This window comes from Bacillus sp. OTU530 (assembly GCF_038440375.1).
In genome coordinates, this window is record NZ_JASATP010000052.1 from 1 (window position 1) to 17,794 (window position 17,794).

Genomic DNA, 17,794 nt, shown 5'->3' on the forward strand with positions numbered 1-17,794 from the left:
TTAGGAAAACGTGAACTTGTATATGTTTTAATATAAATATCTTAAACTTCCTAAATGAGAACACACTCCTTTTATGTGTTTTAACATATAAGCTTTTAAATCTTCTAAACCTTTTCGGATCCCGAAAACCCTTAGTAGTACTGGGATTGAGAGCCATCATTCCTACATTTTGATCGAAAATAATTACATTTGCGATTAAAAAAACACAATTGTTACAAGCCTTAATTTAGGAAAAGGAAAGATTACAGATCAAGACAAAGCGCAAGTGATTTATAAGTTAAGGCATGAGTTTCGGGTGATCCACCTTGTGAAAGTCGCTGATATGGCGCGCAGTACCTATTATTATCGGGTCAAACAAATGGGACGTGTGGACAAATATAGTGAGCTCAAGGAAGTGATTCGCCAGATTTCCGAGGAATATCAGGGGCGTTACGGTTACCGCCGGATTACACTGGAATTGCGCAACCGGGGCTATATCTGTAACCATAAGACCGTTCTTCGTCTCATGAATGAGATGGGCTTAAAAAGCCTAGTCCGGATGAAGAAGTACCGTTCTTATCGAGGAAATGTGGGCAAAATCGCTCCAAACATCCTGGCGCGTAACTTTACTGCCACGAAGCCGAATGAGAAATGGGTAACGGATGTGACAGAATTCCATCTACATGGGGAAAAACTCTATCTCTCCCCTGTCCTGGACCTGTACAACGGCGAAATTATTGCTTACAATGTGAAGTCTCGTTCTGTGTATAAACTCGTTTCGGAGATGTTGGCTATGGCCCTCGAACGTTTACCGGAAGAGCACTCTCTCACCCTGCATTCTGACCAGGTCTGGCACTACCAAATGGCTCAGTATATTTACTATTACAATCATAAACGGATTAAGGCAAAAATGGCATGAGCCCGGTTCAATACCGGGCTCATGCCTAAAAGACTGCCTGACACGCTCGTGTCTAACTTTTGGGAGCCAGTTCATTCATCAGGAACTCTTTTATTTAATTTACGGAAATATTCCTCCGTTGCCTTACTTTTCTTGGGTTGTCATTTGTCGCCACATCCTTATCTGGCTTTGACTCCACTTTTTTTTCAGTTTCTTTTATTACATTTTCTTGGTTTACCTTGTTTTCTTCAGTTACCGATTCATTTACAACCACTTGTTTCTCAGTATAATCCCCTTTCGGAGAGTCACTTGCCACTTCCTTTGTTTTCTCATATCTAGAAAACAACCTGTCGTCAAGAGCATTTTCGGCAAGTAAAAAGTCCTGTGACATTTTAATTTTAACTGACTTTTCATTTATGTTTCCCGTACCATAAATTGAAATAAAATGTTCCAATACACGTTTTGCATTTTCATTCGCATCTTCCCCCTGATTCTCTACCCACTCCTTAAAAGCATCGGAAGATTTCATTCCAACACGTATTTGCAAGACTTTCGTTGAAGCCATGTATTTCCCTCCTGCCTATAAAAATCATAGCCGAATAGGAGGAGATCCCCTCCCCCTATCTGCATTTAAATTTTATTCTTCAGAATCTTCCGAAGCTGCAATTTCTTCATCCGCCTGTTCTTTCATGATTTCCTGATAGATTTGCATGCCTTGTACATTCATTTCAGTAGCAAACTCAGGTGGAGCCCATAAAAGTTCCATTTCGTTCTTATCACAAAAATCTTTGAATTTCGGATACAACGAATCTTCTAACAAAATAGACGCTCCTCCATACACAACCAGTACATCGAATTCATATTTTAATACTTTTGCTTTCTTTGTAATTACGTCATATAATCTTTCTACAACTTCTGACTTCGCAGCATTCAAATGCTCCTTTGCCGCTTTTACTAATCTTTGTTTACCTTCACCTTTTAAAAATTTACTGTACTGCTGTCGAGTGATTTCCATACCTTCTTCTTCACTCATATTTACAGCTGCTTTTTCAATAGCTTGTCCCAAACCAAATTTTTCACCACTGGATTTTAGAGGGTCAGCTGCGTATCCTTGCGTGAAAATTAATTCAGTTGAACCATCCCCGATATCACAGTGTAAGATTCTCTTTTCTAGCAAGTATGAACCATCTACTTTTTCCAACTTGTACTCTTCTTTAAATCTTTTAAATAAGTCATCATTGCGATAGTTCCCTTTTCCATCTTCAATGATGGCAAACATAGCAGGAACCCCCTCACGCAGGGTTTGTACGGATTCAAAGCGGATCTGAACGTTGATCGTTAGATTTTTTACGTATACCTTAACTTCGTGTACACCGTTTAAAAATTTCTCAGAAAACTCCTTTTCCGTCTTCACAGTATGAATGCTTGCCGGGAGAGCTGTTATCATGTCAACTTGCACTTCTATTGTTTCTGCATCAGTTAGAGAACCAATCTGTTGGAAATGTTTTTTCACCGCCATAACAGCAATAATTCCCAAAGTGTTGACAATCGGAAGTTTTTCTTTATGTTTTTGAACGTTTGTCACGTCCATATTATATAAGTCACTGCCAACTACACTCTCGAGAGCAGCATCACCGATTAAATAGCGTCTTGAGTCCCCTCCAATTGCTTTTGATTCAATTCTCACATCAATGTTTTTATGTAAATTAACAACAGCTGTTTGTAAATCTCCATCCGTTTCACCTGGAATGCTATGAAGCACTGTATATACATTAGGGTGTTTAAGAAGCGTACCGTCCACTATAATTTTATGTTGGCTATTTCCGTTATCATTTTGTACTTCCATTTGATATTTCACCATTCAAATTTCCTCCCCACAATTAACAGATTGAATGATTCTCAAAAAACAAATCAATAAAACTTACATTTAAATTGTTATTAGTTACATTTTACCAAAACCTATTTGCACAATCAACATTTTGAATCACAACAAATATGTTTACGTTTAAATATAATCGTTTTTATTAAAAATAAATATATTCGAATTTAAATCAAATCATTCTGAACATATTTTTCGCTTATCCTTTCATTCTCCTCGCAGGAAGAACTTCTCTTTTTTATTCGTTTTAATTAGATTTTAAATCAAAACGAATTATTATTATTTTTTATCAATTCTTGTTTAGAAAATAAATTATTCCAATAGATTCAAAAAGGAATTCCCCCTAAGATATAACTAGTGTTAAAGAGTTTCCTATAGTGCACGATGTTCTATATACATATCATAGATTCTATAGAGCCTATAGAATCCTAAAATCTTGCTACGAAGCCACTTTGCAAAAGGGTTGTAGAACATCTTATAGAATCCTTATAGTAGTAATGAATGTTTTAATCCTGTATTCTATAGAGTCTATAGAACTCATGTGGAACCTATAAAATACAGAAAGGGAGGTTGAGTATGAAATTCCTGCAAGAGATTCCTAGCGACACCAACGTTGAACTTGTATACACGATTAAAGAGGCTGCTAAAGTAATTCAGGTACAACCCAGTACCATCAGCAAATATTGTACGGAGCTAGATAGGCAGGGTTACGAATTTGCAAAAAAGCCCGATGGAACGAGAAAAATACGAGAACAAGAGATTTCAATTTTTCGAAAAATAGGAGAATTGAAAAGCTCCAGCGTAACTGTAGAGAAAGCAATTGAAACAATCGTCCTCGCATGGCGAAAAGAGTATTCTATAGATTCTATAGAACACGCTGCTACCATTTCAGCTGAACAAGTCTTCGAAATGTTCTCCAAACTCATGAAAGCTGTGGAAAAAATTGATTCTAGACTTTCTGAGGCGGAAAAAAAGTTAGATTCAATCCAAGCGAATCCTGAGAAATTGTTATTAATAGAATCGACTCAAAAGGAACTGGAATTTCAAAGAAAATCTATTCATGAAATCTATGAAGTAACGAGGGGCATTCAAAGTAGTATGAATGAACAAACTATAACCGTTCAAACAACAAGGGAATTCATGGAGAGAATGGGACAAAACCATTCAGAAAGATCAGAGGTAGCGAAAGAATTGATAACAGAGGAGTTACAAAAATATAGAGAAGAAGTAGCATCGTCAACAGAATTTATGAAGGACTTTCGTTCTCAAACTGAAAGAATGCTTAATACAGAATTTAATAGCATTAGGGATACACTTCAACAGGAAAAACCAACACAGAAGAATAAAAAGGGATGGTTCCGGCGCCTCTTTGAAAATTAGAGAGCTGGAGCCATTCCCTTAGTTATATGAGCTGAGGATACCGATACAAGGAGACTTGGCTCATTTCTTTTTAAAGCCATTCCCTCATATCAGAAGCACCATTCCCTAAGTAATCCTGTATATAGAAAATGAAAATTTCATAAAAATAAAATTGAGAATGATTCCTCCCTAAAAATCTACAAATTTAGCCCTTCTATAGAAGCTTCTACGAGCCATTCCCTTAAAAAGTTTCCCTGATTACCAAACAAAGGAAGATTCACAAAGGTCTTTCCGATTATCTGGTGAAAGCCTTTTTAAACCATCTCAATAAAATGCTTCTATAGATTCTATAGAATAGTTCTGCTTAAAAACATCCTATGAATAATAGCGTTATGTTCGCAAGATAAAGTAAGTTTATTACTCTCACTAGTAATTTCTCTATCAAAGAATTGATGCAATTTGCCTATAATATATTGGGCGATAGCGAAGCAATAATATCCTATCTAGAACTACTAAAAATAGAGACATTTTTAAAAAATAAATGTACTGAAATCAAAATGTTTGGAAAAATCTACAGGCAAGAACAATAATAATTTTCCCTTTGGATAGACTCAACTAGTATGTACTGGTTAAACATTCATTTTGAGGATCCTAGCGATCGATTCTATTGCTTCAATTAGATTTTATGTAATTCTATTGTCGCTTGCTGGATGGGAGCGTTAGGAGCCTCAAACACAACTAAACCAACCTGTACAAAAATAGTTTAGTCTTAAGCCAGTTCATAAATCTGGTTCCATAGTTCTAATGTTTATTTTAAGGGCCCTAGCACTCGATTCTAGCGACTCTATCGAAATTTCAATACAAAGTTACCCGGGTAGAAAAAGAAACCGGTTTTGATGTGTTCTATCTTTCTGAAAAGCATTATTTTAAATACGGTCTGTTGTTTAGAAGTGGAACTATAACAAAAAAGATAGAACTATAAACTATTACAAATAGTGAAAGCTGTAATATTAACTATGACAAATTTGGTGCCTACTATTCAAATCGGAACTTAACTAGCATAAAAATTAGGAATGAATCGATGCTTTTTGAACTAAACTATGACAGATTTGGTGTCTATTATTCTAAGTACGTACTTTAACAAAAGAAATGGTGAAATACACAACAACTCCTTGTTTGTTATTTACATTATTTATTAAACATTTAAAAACATTAAAACATTAAGGGACGCTGGAGTGCTTGATATGACTGGCTTTTTCGCTTCTAACTATGACAAATTTGGTGTTAACTATGTCAGTTTTGGTGTTAACTATGACAAATTTGGTGTTAATTATGACAGATTTGGTGTATAACTATGACAAATTTGGTGTTAACTATGTCAGTTTTGGTGCCACTATGACAAATTTGGTGTTAACTATGTCAGGAAAAATAATTGTCATATTTATCTTATTTATGGATAATAAAATTAGTAAAGTTTGGAACTAAGGGGATGAATGAATGACTAAATTGCAACCATCAGATATAGTTCGGAAGGGGAACGAACTGATGGAATCAAAATATCGGTTAGGATTAATGGAACAAAAGTTAATTCTAACTGTAGCTGCGAAAATTTCTAAAAATGATTCTTATGATAAAACATATATAATTGGAATCAAGGAATTCTGTGACCTAATAGGCTTAAAAGGTAATAGTGCATATAGTGAACTTAGAAAATTAACTTTGAAACTACGAGGGAATGCATTCGAAGTCCGAATTGGGGACCGAATCATTCAAACAACATGGTTAACGAAGGTTGTATACAAAGAACGGGAAGGTTACATGGAATTAGGTATTGATGAAGAATTAAAAGAGTTCTTTTTTGAATTAAAAAAGAATTTTACTTCATATGAACTTCAAAATGTTGTCAGGCTAAAGCGTTCATTTTCTATTAGAATGTATGAACTTTTAAAGCGCTATTCATTTAGAGATGAAAAAGTATTTGAAGTGAACGAGTTGAAAGAGATACTTGGTGTCGAAGATACCTACGCTTTATATGCAGATTTCAAAAGAAGAGCAATTCTTGATACACAAAAAGAATTACGAGCAAAAACTGATATAGATTTTACTTTTGAGGAAATTAAAACTGGTAGAAAAGTCACCTCTATTCGTTTTTTCATCAAATCAAAAGTAGAGGAGCTTTCTTCTCCAAACATCGAACCAGAAACCGAAGCAATAGAAGAAATAAACCAACAAATAAACAAATTTGGGTTGTTCGTGAAAAAAGAAATAGTGGAGTTCTGGAGCAAATATGGGACATACAAAGTTACTGAATTGCTAAGATATGCTGTAAATTCAAGGTCAGTACATAATCCCATTGGATTCGTAACATGGGCAATCCAAAACAATCTTACAGCTTCTGTTTTCAAAACTGCCAAAGGTAGAAAAGAAATAGTTCCCCTTTGGCTGCAAAAACAAAAAGAGGAAGAAAATGAATATCCCCTTTGGAGGCAAGAAGAATTTTCGTTATTCTCAAATGTAGGCGAACAAGAAATAGATTTGGAAGAAGAACGACGTAGATTAGAAGAAGAGCTCAAAATGTATAAGAAACCACTTTAATTTTTATGATTAAGGTGGTTTATTTATGGATTCGCCTAGGGACATTTTAACTATGCTAATATCGGTGGATTTTTCAAAAAAAGGGGCCGAGATAGTGGACGATACGATGACAGATGTTATGCTAGCGGGGGAATGGCGAGGCATGGGGAAAGATGGATGGATTAGAAATGAAATTTAAAATTAACGAAAGGCGCTTGGAAGCATTGTGCGCAGCTAAAAATGTGTTCGAGAAGAGGCCAAAGGATGCTCGGAATGCTAAATGTTTGGAGTTGATTGGCATGGGGTTGTGTATGCAGCCCTTTTTTAGTGCCAAAAAATTAAAGAGGCTGAAGAGCATAAGGGATTTCTGTCCCCAACTAGGTTGTGGAGTCCGGCAACGCCTGACGAAATCGTGGGTACAGGAAAAAAGACGAAGTGTCCCCATTGTGTGCCCCTTTTTTCGACTAATGTCCCCCTCGTGGTCCCATAGATTTTATACAATGGCTCCCTCATGTCCCCATCTTGTTTTGTGTGTAGCTCTCTTTACAGTCACTTTTTGACATACAAGTCCTTAATTATTTCAAGTAGATAACTATTAAGGATCCGCTAGATCCTCAGAAATTTCTGGCAGTTAGGGTAACAACTAATTCTATAATGCATGTCAGACTTTCTAGAATCGTTTTTAAGCGTTTATTTCTATAGAGTGGTAGAATTTTCTTTATATTTTAATTAACCTTCTTTAGATGGCTTTACAGGCCTTTTAAGATTCGTTGCATGTATACCCAGTTTCTGAATGTATTGGTAGGTTGTCGTAGAGTTGTAAATGGGTTGTATTCAATCTGGAGTATCGAAAATACACAGATCAAAGGGGGTTAAACAAAAGATTAGGATAGGAAAAGAGTAAGTAAGAATCAAATAGAGTAGAGAGAAAAAAGCAACCACTAAAAGTGGAAGAAAATCTCGTCCTTTATAAGAAAAATGAATGGGCGTTAAGAACATAAAAAACAATCAATTGAGAGATTTAACATCCATTAAAAATATAAGGTTTTAGAAAAAAATGATGGGGACGTGAGGGGGACATCGCTTACTTTCTATGGGGACACGATAGGGACATCCCTCAAAAATAGGGGAACACAATGGAGACATCCAAACACTTTTATTGATATCACGTTTTCACTAGGCTTTGCCTAGTCTATCACGCTATGTGATAGCAGAAATCCCTTATGCTCTTCAATCTCTCTTGAAAAACGACACCTAAAAAGGAAGGAAAAAAAGGTGAAAGAAGGTAGGGAAAAACTTTTGAAAAAGGCTAAGCAGCTTTGCGAAAAATTAGGTCGTTTACTATGCAAATACGAGTCCAATAAAATGATATATTGCCGCTTGAGCCAAATAGAAGTCATTTCAAAAGACGGTGCATGAGTTAGACGATTACTACCGTGAAACCATTCAGCTACAAATGGTAGAGGATTTACACAGAATTGAGCAGGAACTAAAGGTACAAAAAGCTGATTACAGGAATGCTGTTCGTGATTTGCATGTATTAATGGAAGAGCAAAAGCGTGTGCATCATCATGTTGTTAGAGATTTCCACCACGCTGGATTAGCTGAAAAAGCGCCACAACCAGAAGGAAGCGCCGTACAACGATTTAAGCAAAATTTCAGAGCAAGAGTGTAGGAAGTGGAGCATACCAATGAGCTTGATCCAAAGCTTGAACAGTTCCTTAAAAGGACCTGGCACTGCCCCTTTTAAACAGGGTAATAAATACAAAAGTTTGAGTTCTTTCGGAATACCCCTTTGCTACGATTCTCGTAAGCTAGTGTAATGGAATCGTAGCATTCTATGTATACCGCTTTCCATCGTCATTCATCCGTAAAATCGTTCGTCTTCACTCCTTATAACTCATTGTAAAATGGGAATGCCAGCAAAAAGTATTGTTTAGAAATCCAATTTTCTGTCCAAACTTGTAAACAAAAAATACAAGCATAGGGGAGAAGAAACATGTTGCAACGAAAGTTCCGTACGAAATTAAAAATGTGGTTAGATCGGAACGGGATTACGCAAAAAGAGTTTGCTAAATTTGCGGAAATCGATGAATCCACAGTAAGTAAGGCCTGCAAAAATAAAGATTATACGCCTAACACAAACGTGATGAAAAAGATATTGGCTGCTATCCGAAAGGTAGATCATTCTCACACCTATCGTAGCACGGATTTTTGGGACATCTGACAACTCCCACCGCTGAAGCAGTGGGGTTCTAGGGTACAGTGGATACATGGTATCTAGCACACTTCTCAATGGTACCCTTATCTTTCCTTGCGGAAAGAGTTTCTACCAAAGCACTGGTGTGCGCTCTCCTAGAACATGAACGGACGTATTGCGTATAGCAAGGCACTTCTCTCAACAAGCCTAAAAAGACTCTTGATGTGCTTATCGTTCCGACTTCTCTTGGGCGTTGTCACGACCAATCAGATTTGTATTTATGCGGCAAACCAACGCAATGTTTTACTTGACGATTGTTTGAGTCGTGCAATCTCACGATTATGCAATTCAACAAAGCGATCCCATTGTGCGTTGCATAAATTTACATCAACGGAATTGAGAGTTTCATTTGTATTTCCTATTAAGAAGGAACTATATAAATCACGTTGGATGCGGAACTCCCCAAAATCATTCCAACGTTCCGAGAGTTGTTTCTTGTTATATTCACCAGTTACATGATTGAACTGACTTGCTTTTGTAGAGTAGGTATCTATCTTCTTCATTGAACATCCCTGATAACCAAGTTTACGGTCAATTATTGTTAGCAGCATGGCGGGAGCATGGTTGGCAATGGATTTCCCAAACCGTTTTTTACAGTTCATCTTACCATTCTTCTTATTACGAGTTGTATGCTTCGCACGTTTTTGCAGGGACTGAAACCGCATGGTTTCTACTCGTATATCAGAACCAAGAGCAAGGATATCATTTGCCAGCTTTTCGTGAGACATTTTTCGTTGAACGGCAAGTTTTCGGTATAATTCTTTGCGTTTCTGACGCAGTTTCTCGTATCGGTTGGAGTAGCTCCAAACGAATCTACCTTTCTTAGCTGTTCCATTGTCATTGAAATTGGCGGGATTGGTAGTTAGCCTAGACCGATCCATTTTTCGTTGTATACAACGCAGCGCTTTTTCACTCGTATGACACTCTGGTGAAAGCTCACGAAGTTCTACTGTATTTTCACTGCTAATGGCAATTGTAGAAGAACCAATATCAATACCTACCCGTTTGCTTTCATCATTCGCAATCTTACGATTGCGTTTGGCTGGTGGATAGCCTTCTTGAATGAGCTGGACGAAGTAGCGTACCTTACCGCGTACTTCACGTTTTAAGATGCGCACATATTTTGTCTTATCCACCAAGGATACGTGAGCATATTCATCATCGGCTTTTGGTTCGATCGGCATACATAACCAATTCTTAGGTTTAGGATTTTTCTTTGTCGGTTTATCGCCCCAAAGAATATTGCCATCTGTATACCGCAAGCCAGTGGTATTTGATTTATTTTCAACAGAAATGTCATCATCAAACGCTTTAAAACGTACTGTTTTTGCCGTTCCATAATGTAGTTTCTCTACTGTTTGAAACGCTCTTGTAGCAAGTTTTTGTGCCTCAAAGCTACCGATATGTTCCTTAAGTTTTTGTTGAACGGACTTCACAAAATTGTGCAATCGATATTCAGAAAAGCCGTAAGCTAAACGAATATCCGCTAATTGCTTATCACGTTGTTTTGACTTAGGTTCTCTAAGCAATGTGCGATACTGCTTATCCGCTTTTACGGCTCTATGTCGTTTCAGAGTTTCACCTAGACAAGAATTGTAGACAGTTCTAGCAATTTTAAATTTCTTTTCCAAGCGGTGCTGTTGCCAAAGGGGAATGCGCAAGGGAAATTCGATTGTATAGGTTGGCGTACTCTTTCTTGTCATAGGTTTCAGCTCCTTTCTAGCCTCGTTTTTTCTGACTTTCAACGTATTGTTTAACCATTTCACTCGATACATTTCCTGCGGTAGAAACGAAGTACGAGCGTGTCCATAGGCTTGGTAAGTGCCGGAGGTGCGGGAATTCTTCACGCAATTTTTTGGAAGTCACTCCTTTGATTTTTGCCATAATATCCGCAGGACTTAATGATGGAAGTGCGTTGAGAAACATATGCGTATGATCCTCATTACATACAAGAGCGACAATCTGTATTTGCAGCTCTTCGCACATTTCATGTACTAACTCTTTAAAGCGTTTTTCTACCTCCGCTTGCAGAAAAATCTTTCTTCTATACCGAGGACAGAACACAAAATGATAGTTCAACAATGATACAGTTGTGCTTGTTTTTCTATATTCATTCATATAAAAAATGTATCAGTTTTAATAAAATACTGCAACATAAGAGCAACAAAAAAAGAGTGGAGTTTTCAAATATTTGAAGCATCACAAACCTTCGGTTTATCTGTGATACTCCGTATTTGACCTTACTCTCATTCCACGTCTAAAGACGGGCTACGCCCTGCGTGGGCTTTCTCGTTCGGAAAATCTGTAAAAAAGCACAATTCTGATTTTTGTGCTTTTTACTGAGGATAGTCGTGTCTATAAAATTCCCTATAATAATATGACCAGAATTGTTATAGCAGCAAATACATACAAAACCACCTTTTCTTCGTTCGTAAACCATCTTTCCTTAATCTTATAAGTTCCATAGCTACCTTTCACTTTTACTAATTTAATTGGCTTATCTGACTCATCCGATTCTAATGGAGATTCCTCCTTGATTAATGACCTTAGGTTGGATTCGCGGTTGGGAAGGAACCTTCCTTTCTCGTCCCTCAATCGATTGGTTACATCTATATTGAATATCCTGCGCTTGAGTTTTTGGCGAACTGACTTCTCGTCGCTTATATATTTCAAAATCCCTTTTAACTTCACCCATTCGTTTATCGTTAACATTGACGTCCTTACCTCCCCCTTCTATTTTAGGACACTGTTCTAGCCATAATACGTGTTGTTCGAGGTGCCATGGTGAAGAAGGAAGAGGGACGTCTTTCTTTTTATAGGGCTCTAATAGTTCCTGGAACTCTTTTGATTGTGCTGCAGCAAAAAGAGCTCCTCGGATGATCTGGTTACGATCTAATGTAGTAGCATGGAAAAGAGCCCCTACATAATCACGAAAAACATCTGCATATCGAACTGTAGGACGGTATACCATTATTTTTGTGCTACCTTTCTCTTATTTTCTTTCGACAACATCTTATAAAGCATTTTTCTTCCTTTTGGCGTTAAATAGACGTCTTTACTCTGTAATAAATAAATAGCTGTTTCTTTTGTCATTTGATAAGCCCCCTTTTGACGTAACGTCTTATTGACGTCCTGATAAATTTTATTAAATATAGCTTGTACACTATTCTCATTTTTGCAAAATATAAGAAATGAAATTTTTGGACAATTCAATTAATGATATGTTTACAGAATAAGAACACTGGATAGACTAATGGTAAGGGGGGAACTCATATGGCTATACGTTGGATGAACTTAGGAAAACTACCTGAGACCAAGCTAGCAAAGTATATGTATAAACACAACATATCTCAGAAAACATTATCCGAATTTAGTAAGGTCAGTACAGCGACCATAAGTCGGCTCTGTAAATACAAAGCTGTAGGTCCGAATGTAAAGACAGCTAATAAGATTCTCAAGGCTTTAGATGGGTTAGTAGGAAAGAAACATGAATATACTGATTTCTGGATGTAAAAAGACACCTAATCATCAAGAGGATGTCTTTTTTTACTTTTTGATGTTTTTATTTTCCTAAAAACACATACATTGTCTACTTATTTCATCATTTAATACATCAAAAACTTATTTTACTTATTATTATAATTTTATGATATGTAACGATGAAGATTAAACTATTACTCTGATGATTATCTAATACCGTGTCATTTGGTTGTATTCTTGACCAAGTAGAATTAAACAATTTCTTGCTTAATTAACCGGTATTCGGTAGTTTGATAAGAAAATCAACAACATTCTTTAATAAAGCCAAATAAAAAGCGAACCGCCGCAGCGACTCGCCTCTAATGAATTTATGTACCAAATAGCTAATAATTAGGCACTGATTACCGCATCCAGGATCGTTTCCACTCGCTTGTCCTTTACCTCATAATAAATTTCTAAGCCCTTGCGTGTTCCTGAAATAACCTTGACAGACTTCAATTTTGATAGATGTTGGCTAACTGTACTTTGCGGCATTCTGAACTCCTCGTGAAGAGAAGTTACATTTAACGGGCCGTTATCAATCATGAATTTTACAAGTGCAAGTCTTACAGGATGGGCAACTACTTTTAACAATTCTGCGCTATCATTAAATTTTTCAATATTCATTTCATGATTCCCCTTCTCTTTTTCACCCTTTCATCATAATGCATCAATGTTACGAGGATATTAATATAGTAATACGATCAAATAACTTTTTGGTTGCAATCTACTTGAGCAATTATGCCGTTCAGTCCTATCCCTACACTCTTTAAGCGTGTCCATTTTGATTAATCCTTTTTCAAAATGGATTCCTTTTATTTAACGAAGTGGATAAAAAGTAATGCAGATTAGTACAGAAGAATGGTGCAAAAAATATTTTACCTGGACGTAGTGGGATTCCGTTAGAAGGTACGGATACACAATTATTGGTATTTTTTGATTTATTAAGATATATAACATGTTTATTATAACGCATCCTTTAAGGTCGATCACCTTTTACTATACAAATGATATAAACGGTAATGTATGCAAATTTAAAATTTCACATATCATAATTTAAAATTAATATAAATTTTATAATAGACATAAGGAAAGGGAATTCTTGCAAATTGGGAACTACTTTTTAAAAATCTCAGAACTCATCACAATCTACACAATAACCTTTCTTTTTTAAACGTTTGTTAAATAAAGATGGTTTATTATCGTTTGATTTCACGACTCTGCTAATTTTTACCTCATGCCATGTGTCGAGGATAGTCAGTCTTACTTTTATCCCGAAGGCCTCTTCTCTTATACGGAAGGAAGGCATGACGGTATGACTGTCGTGTATTATATTCCTACTTTGTCCTTGATTACATGATCTGTAGCTACTACAAAGGGATTCCCTATAAGAAACCACTAACAAGCAAGGGATGCCCTCATAGTCCCCTTTTTCTCAGGGGTAAGTGTTCGCAGGTTGCTAACAGGGTATCAATGATGTGCAGGGGGGATCCCTACTTGTATATAGAAGCAGGCCATAAATGAAAGGAAGGCATGACGGTATGACCGTCGTGTATGATACTCCTACTTTGTCCTTGGTTACATGATCTGTAGCTACTACAAAGGGATTCCCTATAAGTAAATACTAACAAGCAGGGGATGCCTTTATAGCCTCCTTTTTCTCAGGAGTAAGTGCTCGGGCATTGCTAACAGGGCATCAATGGTGTGCAGGGAATCCCTACTTGTATATAGAAGCAGGCCATAAATGAAAGGAGGGTATGACGGTATGACACTCGTGTATAAGAGTAGCGAGGTTATGAAGCTCTTACATACTATGAAAGAGATGTATGCTCTTCCCTACCTTTTTGAGGAAGTTCCATGTCAAAAATTGCTTATCGTATGTTTTCATTATGTGCGTGCTCGAAAATCGACAGCAAAAAATGAGAAAGAGAAATAAGATAAAGAATTGGTTTAATTTATTTGAAAATTATAAATTTTCTGTTAAAAAACCTTACATAAGAGTTGGCGAACACAATTTATTGCATCATAATTATAAATGTGGAATCTACTAAAAGCTTTTGAGGGAGGGGATAAGATTATGAATAAGATTACATTAAAGCAAAGATATCGACAGCATTTTTGAAAATTAGTAAATATTGTTAAGATACTATGTAATGCATTGATAGTAATAAATGAGAATCATATAATCAATTTGGATAGAAGAGAAACGCTGTCTCGACGACAAGAAGCACTAAAAAGTTCTTTATGTATCATAATGATTCGAATTACAGGATTCGTATTCCGATGCTTCTGTACTTCTTCAATTATTCAATACATCTGAGTAACTGTTTATGTGCTTTTTTATTTTTTTTTATCACTTATCTATCTCAAAAACTTATACATTTAGGAGGAAATCAAAATGGAAAAAATGTGCATGGATATGTCTATGATGACATGTATGGAAAGAATGATGTGCGAGATGAAGTGTATGAGAATGATGATGGAGCAAATGTGTGAAAAAGAAATGATGATGGACATGAATCAAATGATGTCTAAAATGCAAGAGTGTGATGTAATGATGACATCTATGATGAACATGATGATGAACATGAAAGAAAAATGCTAGTACTTATTGAAAAAGCGCCTTATCTTACTTCGATAAGGTGCTTTTTATATGTACACTCACTATATCTTATAAAATAGTTAATTCAGAAAATGCTACTAGCTCTACTTTACCTCCCCGATCATTTTTCTGAATCTCACAAGTACCATTATTGTATATCCATATGACTTTATACTCTTCCCCTTTAAAGATGACCGTATTGCCATTTTTCACTCTTTTCTCCTCCTCTGAACGTTTTGTATCTGCATAAGTAAAGAGTTAAACTTGCTAAATAGCCGGACAGTTTTTGAAAGATGCTTTTATAATTGTATACTACATAATTTCTAGAGTTGATTTTTCACTAAACGAATCTCGATATCTAATGAAATACGTTGTTGTTGTAGTTCCAAAATTTTCTCGTGTAAATAGCTATTAGAAGGTTGATCTCGCAGTTGGTGGGAAATCGTAAGAATTTCTTCATTGATATGTTTGTATTCTTTCAAAAGGTTATTAAACACGAAGGATGGCGTTTGTTTTCTAATTTCATTATGGAAATTATGTAGTTTTTCAGTAATTTCTTGCTGCCATGATATATCACCCATACTTCCGGCATAAATGTATAAGTCTAAATAATCATTCACCCATAGTTGCTCTTCTTTAATACTCATAAAAATTCTCCTTTCTTATCTTAAAAAGCTAAGCTCCTCTGGAATTAGCACCATACAGAATAAAAACTGTGGTTGCTGAGGTTTCATTGGGCCAGTCCCTCCACCTCTCTTGATAAGGGATTTACATTATTTCATATTTCTCACTATATTAATCGGAATAATATGGAATGTCAATGAAAATGCTGTTGATATAGAGGGCCAATAAAAAAACTTCCTCAGTTGGCTCCTATTCATCAATGTAGTTAGAATAGCAATGCATATTCTTCTCATGCCCAGTTAACATAATTGCCCATTATCCGGAGTCAATGTATTTAGGAGACTACCAAAAGCCCTTCAGTTAAACAATCTGAAGGGCTGACTACTTAAATTTCTATAGTAATATATTCTGATACATCATCTACGCTTGAAGAAGTATGCAATTCAACGGATGTTGCAGAACCAAAACGACGATGAAGCTCCTGTCTAGCTTTGTCTATAGCAATGAATTCAGAAGAGGCATACACTGTGAGATATTCACCTATAACTCGATTTCCAATGGTTATCGTGTATTCAACTTGATAGGTAGAAATCAATTGTCTCATCCTCCCCCCTGTTTGTCCTTGCTACAGCGTATGAAGAAGAGGTTTGAGATATAGAAAGGGTTTATGATGATATCTCATAATTCCTATGAAAATACTATAAATTATTTTTTTTATGTGGTATTATATTTAAAAAATTTAAAGGGGTGTTTATTATGCCGTTTAGTTATATTTCTCATTTATTTTGCCCTAAATGTAAAAAGGAATATAGTACAAAAGAAAAGCATCAATTGTGTGAATGTGGCTCACCTTTATTGGTAGCTTATGATTTAGATAGCCTAAAAGTTAATCTAACTCCAGAAATTGTTCAAAATAGAAAGCCAAACTTATGGAGATATCATGAACTTCTTCCGATAGAGGATTCCAAAAATGTAGTTTCTTTAGGTGAGGGAATGACTCCAATCGTAGAAATGCCTAGGCTAGGGAGAGAAATGGGTATTCAAAACTTATATATGAAAGATGAGGGTATTATTCCAACAGGATCATTTAAGGCTAGAGGAGCTGCGGTAGGTGTATCAAAAGCAAAAGAACTGGGAGTTAAACAGTTAGCTATGCCTACAAATGGTAACGCCGGAGCCGCTTGGTCACTTTATTCATCACGTGCAGAAATAAGAGCAACAGTTGTGATGCCCAAAGATGCACCTGCTATTACAAGAAACGAATGTGCAGTAGCTGGAGCCGACTTGTATTTAGTAGACGGACTTATTAGCGATGCTGGTAAGATTGTCGGTGAAGCCATTAGAGAGCGAGATCTTTATGATGCCTCTACGCTTAAAGAGCCTTATCGAATAGAAGGTAAGAAAACAATGGGGCTGGAAATTGCCGAACAATTCTCCTGGAATCTTCCCGATGTCATCTTATATCCAACAGGAGGTGGCGTTGGTTTAATAGGAATATATAAAGCATTCAATGAATTAAAAGAGCTTGGCTGGATAAAAGGTGACCTTCCTCGTCTAGTAGCTGTACAGGCCGAAAACTGCGCACCTATTGTAAAAGCATGGAACGAGAAAAAACAAGAATCTGAATTCTGGCCAGATTCCACAACCATTGCCTTTGGTATCAATGTACCAAAAGCCATAGGAGATTTTCTTGTTTTAGAGGCATTATACAATACAAATGGATGCGCTATTGCAGTAGAAGAAAATAAGATTGTAAATGAACAGAGAAAGGTTGCTCAGCTTGAAGGCTCTTTCATTTGTCCGGAAGGTGCAGCTACGTTTCTAGCTGCACGACGCTTACGAGAGGAAGGATGGATTAAAGAAGATGAAACTGTTGTCGCTCTAAATACAGGCCTTGGAGTTAAATATCCAAACACAGTAGATATCGAAGTTCCTCATTTAGATCGTGACGACAGCCTTTGTCAAAAGATATAATCGTGAATTGAAGTTTAATATAGCATAAAGATGCTATATGTTAATATCTTCCTTTTAGGGATGATTACTTTTTGTTTTTTGACTGCAGGTTAGCGCAAGATGAGTGGAGGAATCTATTTATTTTTT

The 17,794-nt window shown here is 36.3% G+C and carries 18 protein-coding genes, 1 pseudogene and 1 riboswitch; of the genes and pseudogenes, 9 read left to right on the forward strand and 10 right to left on the reverse strand.

Going from position 1 to position 17,794, the window contains the following annotated elements:
- Nucleotides 1-211: 211 nt before the first annotated feature.
- Nucleotides 212-927: pseudogene (locus AAHB12_RS25535) on the forward strand (IS3 family transposase); the annotation flags it as partial.
- A 65-nt stretch (nucleotides 928-992) separates the two neighbouring features.
- Here the strand turns inward: AAHB12_RS25535 and AAHB12_RS25540 are convergent.
- Together AAHB12_RS25540 and AAHB12_RS25545 are read right to left on the reverse strand one after the other, a co-directional pair.
- Nucleotides 993-1,442: a hypothetical protein gene (locus AAHB12_RS25540; protein WP_342047968.1), complete on the reverse strand. Its 450-nt coding sequence runs from the start codon at nucleotides 1,440-1,442 to the stop codon at nucleotides 993-995.
- Nucleotides 1,443-1,514: 72 nt separating this feature from the next.
- The gene (locus tag AAHB12_RS25545; RefSeq protein ID WP_342047970.1) at nucleotides 1,515-2,738 is read right to left on the reverse strand and encodes a ParM/StbA family protein; all 1,224 of its coding nucleotides are present in this window, start codon (nucleotides 2,736-2,738) and stop codon (nucleotides 1,515-1,517) included.
- 594 nt (nucleotides 2,739-3,332) lie between these two features.
- Here AAHB12_RS25545 and AAHB12_RS25550 point away from each other — a divergent pair.
- The 5 genes from AAHB12_RS25550 to AAHB12_RS25570 all read left to right on the forward strand — a co-directional run bounded on the left by AAHB12_RS25550 (nucleotide 3,333) and on the right by AAHB12_RS25570 (nucleotide 8,916).
- Nucleotides 3,333-4,136: a hypothetical protein gene (locus AAHB12_RS25550; protein ID WP_342047971.1), complete on the forward strand. Its 804-nt coding sequence runs from the start codon at nucleotides 3,333-3,335 to the stop codon at nucleotides 4,134-4,136.
- 1,476 nt (nucleotides 4,137-5,612) lie between these two features.
- Nucleotides 5,613-6,710 carry a replication initiation protein gene (locus AAHB12_RS25555; RefSeq protein WP_342047972.1) on the forward strand — a complete coding sequence of 366 codons (1,098 nt, stop codon included), beginning with the start codon at nucleotides 5,613-5,615 and terminating at the stop codon, nucleotides 6,708-6,710.
- A gap of 25 nt (nucleotides 6,711-6,735) precedes the next feature.
- Nucleotides 6,736-6,888, forward strand: coding sequence for a hypothetical protein (locus AAHB12_RS25560; protein ID WP_342047973.1), 153 nt, complete (start codon nucleotides 6,736-6,738; stop codon nucleotides 6,886-6,888).
- A 1,212-nt stretch (nucleotides 6,889-8,100) separates the two neighbouring features.
- Complete coding sequence (locus AAHB12_RS25565; RefSeq protein ID WP_342047975.1) at nucleotides 8,101-8,364, forward strand: hypothetical protein; 264 nt, start codon at nucleotides 8,101-8,103, stop codon at nucleotides 8,362-8,364.
- Nucleotides 8,365-8,688: 324 nt separating this feature from the next.
- Nucleotides 8,689-8,916, forward strand: coding sequence for a helix-turn-helix transcriptional regulator (locus AAHB12_RS25570; RefSeq protein ID WP_342047976.1), 228 nt, complete (start codon nucleotides 8,689-8,691; stop codon nucleotides 8,914-8,916).
- A gap of 251 nt (nucleotides 8,917-9,167) precedes the next feature.
- Here the strand turns inward: AAHB12_RS25570 and AAHB12_RS25575 are convergent, their stop codons facing one another.
- The 4 genes from AAHB12_RS25575 to AAHB12_RS25590 all read right to left on the reverse strand — a co-directional run bounded on the left by AAHB12_RS25575 (nucleotide 9,168) and on the right by AAHB12_RS25590 (nucleotide 12,042).
- Nucleotides 9,168-10,478 carry an RNA-guided endonuclease TnpB family protein gene (locus tag AAHB12_RS25575; RefSeq protein WP_342047977.1) on the reverse strand — a complete coding sequence of 437 codons (1,311 nt, stop codon included), beginning with the start codon at nucleotides 10,476-10,478 and terminating at the stop codon, nucleotides 9,168-9,170.
- A 190-nt stretch (nucleotides 10,479-10,668) separates the two neighbouring features.
- Complete coding sequence (gene tnpA, locus AAHB12_RS25580; RefSeq protein WP_342047978.1) at nucleotides 10,669-11,067, reverse strand: IS200/IS605 family transposase; 399 nt, start codon at nucleotides 11,065-11,067, stop codon at nucleotides 10,669-10,671.
- 249 nt (nucleotides 11,068-11,316) lie between these two features.
- Nucleotides 11,317-11,661, reverse strand: coding sequence for a hypothetical protein (locus tag AAHB12_RS25585; protein ID WP_342047979.1), 345 nt, complete (start codon nucleotides 11,659-11,661; stop codon nucleotides 11,317-11,319).
- A 258-nt stretch (nucleotides 11,662-11,919) separates the two neighbouring features.
- A complete protein-coding gene (locus AAHB12_RS25590; RefSeq protein WP_342047980.1) occupies nucleotides 11,920-12,042 on the reverse strand; it encodes a hypothetical protein in 123 nt (40 codons plus the stop codon).
- Nucleotides 12,043-12,222: 180 nt separating this feature from the next.
- Between AAHB12_RS25590 and AAHB12_RS25595 the strand changes: the two genes are divergently transcribed.
- A complete protein-coding gene (locus AAHB12_RS25595) occupies nucleotides 12,223-12,462 on the forward strand; it encodes a helix-turn-helix domain-containing protein (protein WP_342047982.1) in 240 nt (79 codons plus the stop codon).
- 357 nt (nucleotides 12,463-12,819) lie between these two features.
- Here AAHB12_RS25595 and AAHB12_RS25600 read toward each other — a convergent pair whose 3' ends face one another.
- The gene (locus AAHB12_RS25600; RefSeq protein ID WP_342047068.1) at nucleotides 12,820-13,095 is read right to left on the reverse strand and encodes an ArsR/SmtB family transcription factor; all 276 of its coding nucleotides are present in this window, start codon (nucleotides 13,093-13,095) and stop codon (nucleotides 12,820-12,822) included.
- A 1,771-nt stretch (nucleotides 13,096-14,866) separates the two neighbouring features.
- Here AAHB12_RS25600 and AAHB12_RS25605 point away from each other — a divergent pair.
- Complete coding sequence (locus AAHB12_RS25605; RefSeq protein ID WP_342047984.1) at nucleotides 14,867-15,073, forward strand: hypothetical protein; 207 nt, start codon at nucleotides 14,867-14,869, stop codon at nucleotides 15,071-15,073.
- Nucleotides 15,074-15,139: 66 nt separating this feature from the next.
- Here AAHB12_RS25605 and AAHB12_RS25610 read toward each other — a convergent pair whose 3' ends face one another.
- The 3 genes from AAHB12_RS25610 to AAHB12_RS25620 form a co-directional block, all read right to left on the reverse strand.
- Nucleotides 15,140-15,283, reverse strand: a complete 144-nt coding sequence (locus tag AAHB12_RS25610; protein ID WP_342047985.1) for a hypothetical protein — start codon at nucleotides 15,281-15,283, stop codon at nucleotides 15,140-15,142.
- Between the two features lie 110 nt (nucleotides 15,284-15,393).
- A complete protein-coding gene (locus AAHB12_RS25615; RefSeq protein WP_342047987.1) occupies nucleotides 15,394-15,717 on the reverse strand; it encodes a hypothetical protein in 324 nt (107 codons plus the stop codon).
- Between the two features lie 12 nt (nucleotides 15,718-15,729).
- Nucleotides 15,730-15,836, reverse strand: a riboswitch (SAM riboswitch).
- Nucleotides 15,837-16,079: 243 nt separating this feature from the next.
- Nucleotides 16,080-16,298 (reverse strand): hypothetical protein, encoded by a 219-nt coding sequence (locus tag AAHB12_RS25620; RefSeq protein WP_342047988.1) that lies wholly within the window; start codon nucleotides 16,296-16,298, stop codon nucleotides 16,080-16,082.
- Between the two features lie 152 nt (nucleotides 16,299-16,450).
- On the opposite strand from AAHB12_RS25620, the gene AAHB12_RS25625 reads away from it, so the two are divergent.
- Nucleotides 16,451-17,668, forward strand: a complete 1,218-nt coding sequence (locus tag AAHB12_RS25625; RefSeq protein ID WP_342048018.1) for a threonine synthase — start codon at nucleotides 16,451-16,453, stop codon at nucleotides 17,666-17,668.
- The last annotated feature ends 126 nt before the right edge of the window (nucleotides 17,669-17,794 follow it).

Coding starts and splice junctions, on each gene's coding strand:
- AAHB12_RS25540 (WP_342047968.1), bottom strand. CDS start 1,442: ATGGCTTCAACGAAAGTCTTGCAAATACGTGTTGGAATGAAATCTTCC.
- AAHB12_RS25545 (WP_342047970.1), bottom strand. CDS start 2,738: ATGGTGAAATATCAAATGGAAGTACAAAATGATAACGGAAATAGCCAA.
- AAHB12_RS25550 (WP_342047971.1), top strand. CDS start 3,333: ATGAAATTCCTGCAAGAGATTCCTAGCGACACCAACGTTGAACTTGTA.
- AAHB12_RS25555 (WP_342047972.1), top strand. CDS start 5,613: ATGACTAAATTGCAACCATCAGATATAGTTCGGAAGGGGAACGAACTG.
- AAHB12_RS25560 (WP_342047973.1), top strand. CDS start 6,736: ATGGATTCGCCTAGGGACATTTTAACTATGCTAATATCGGTGGATTTT.
- AAHB12_RS25570 (WP_342047976.1), top strand. CDS start 8,689: ATGTTGCAACGAAAGTTCCGTACGAAATTAAAAATGTGGTTAGATCGG.
- tnpA (WP_342047978.1), bottom strand. CDS start 11,067: ATGAATGAATATAGAAAAACAAGCACAACTGTATCATTGTTGAACTAT.
- AAHB12_RS25585 (WP_342047979.1), bottom strand. CDS start 11,661: ATGTTAACGATAAACGAATGGGTGAAGTTAAAAGGGATTTTGAAATAT.
- AAHB12_RS25590 (WP_342047980.1), bottom strand. CDS start 12,042: ATGACAAAAGAAACAGCTATTTATTTATTACAGAGTAAAGACGTCTAT.
- AAHB12_RS25595 (WP_342047982.1), top strand. CDS start 12,223: ATGGCTATACGTTGGATGAACTTAGGAAAACTACCTGAGACCAAGCTA.
- AAHB12_RS25600 (WP_342047068.1), bottom strand. CDS start 13,095: ATGAATATTGAAAAATTTAATGATAGCGCAGAATTGTTAAAAGTAGTT.
- AAHB12_RS25605 (WP_342047984.1), top strand. CDS start 14,867: ATGGAAAAAATGTGCATGGATATGTCTATGATGACATGTATGGAAAGA.
- AAHB12_RS25615 (WP_342047987.1), bottom strand. CDS start 15,717: ATGAGTATTAAAGAAGAGCAACTATGGGTGAATGATTATTTAGACTTA.
- AAHB12_RS25620 (WP_342047988.1), bottom strand. CDS start 16,298: ATGAGACAATTGATTTCTACCTATCAAGTTGAATACACGATAACCATT.
- AAHB12_RS25625 (WP_342048018.1), top strand. CDS start 16,451: ATGCCGTTTAGTTATATTTCTCATTTATTTTGCCCTAAATGTAAAAAG.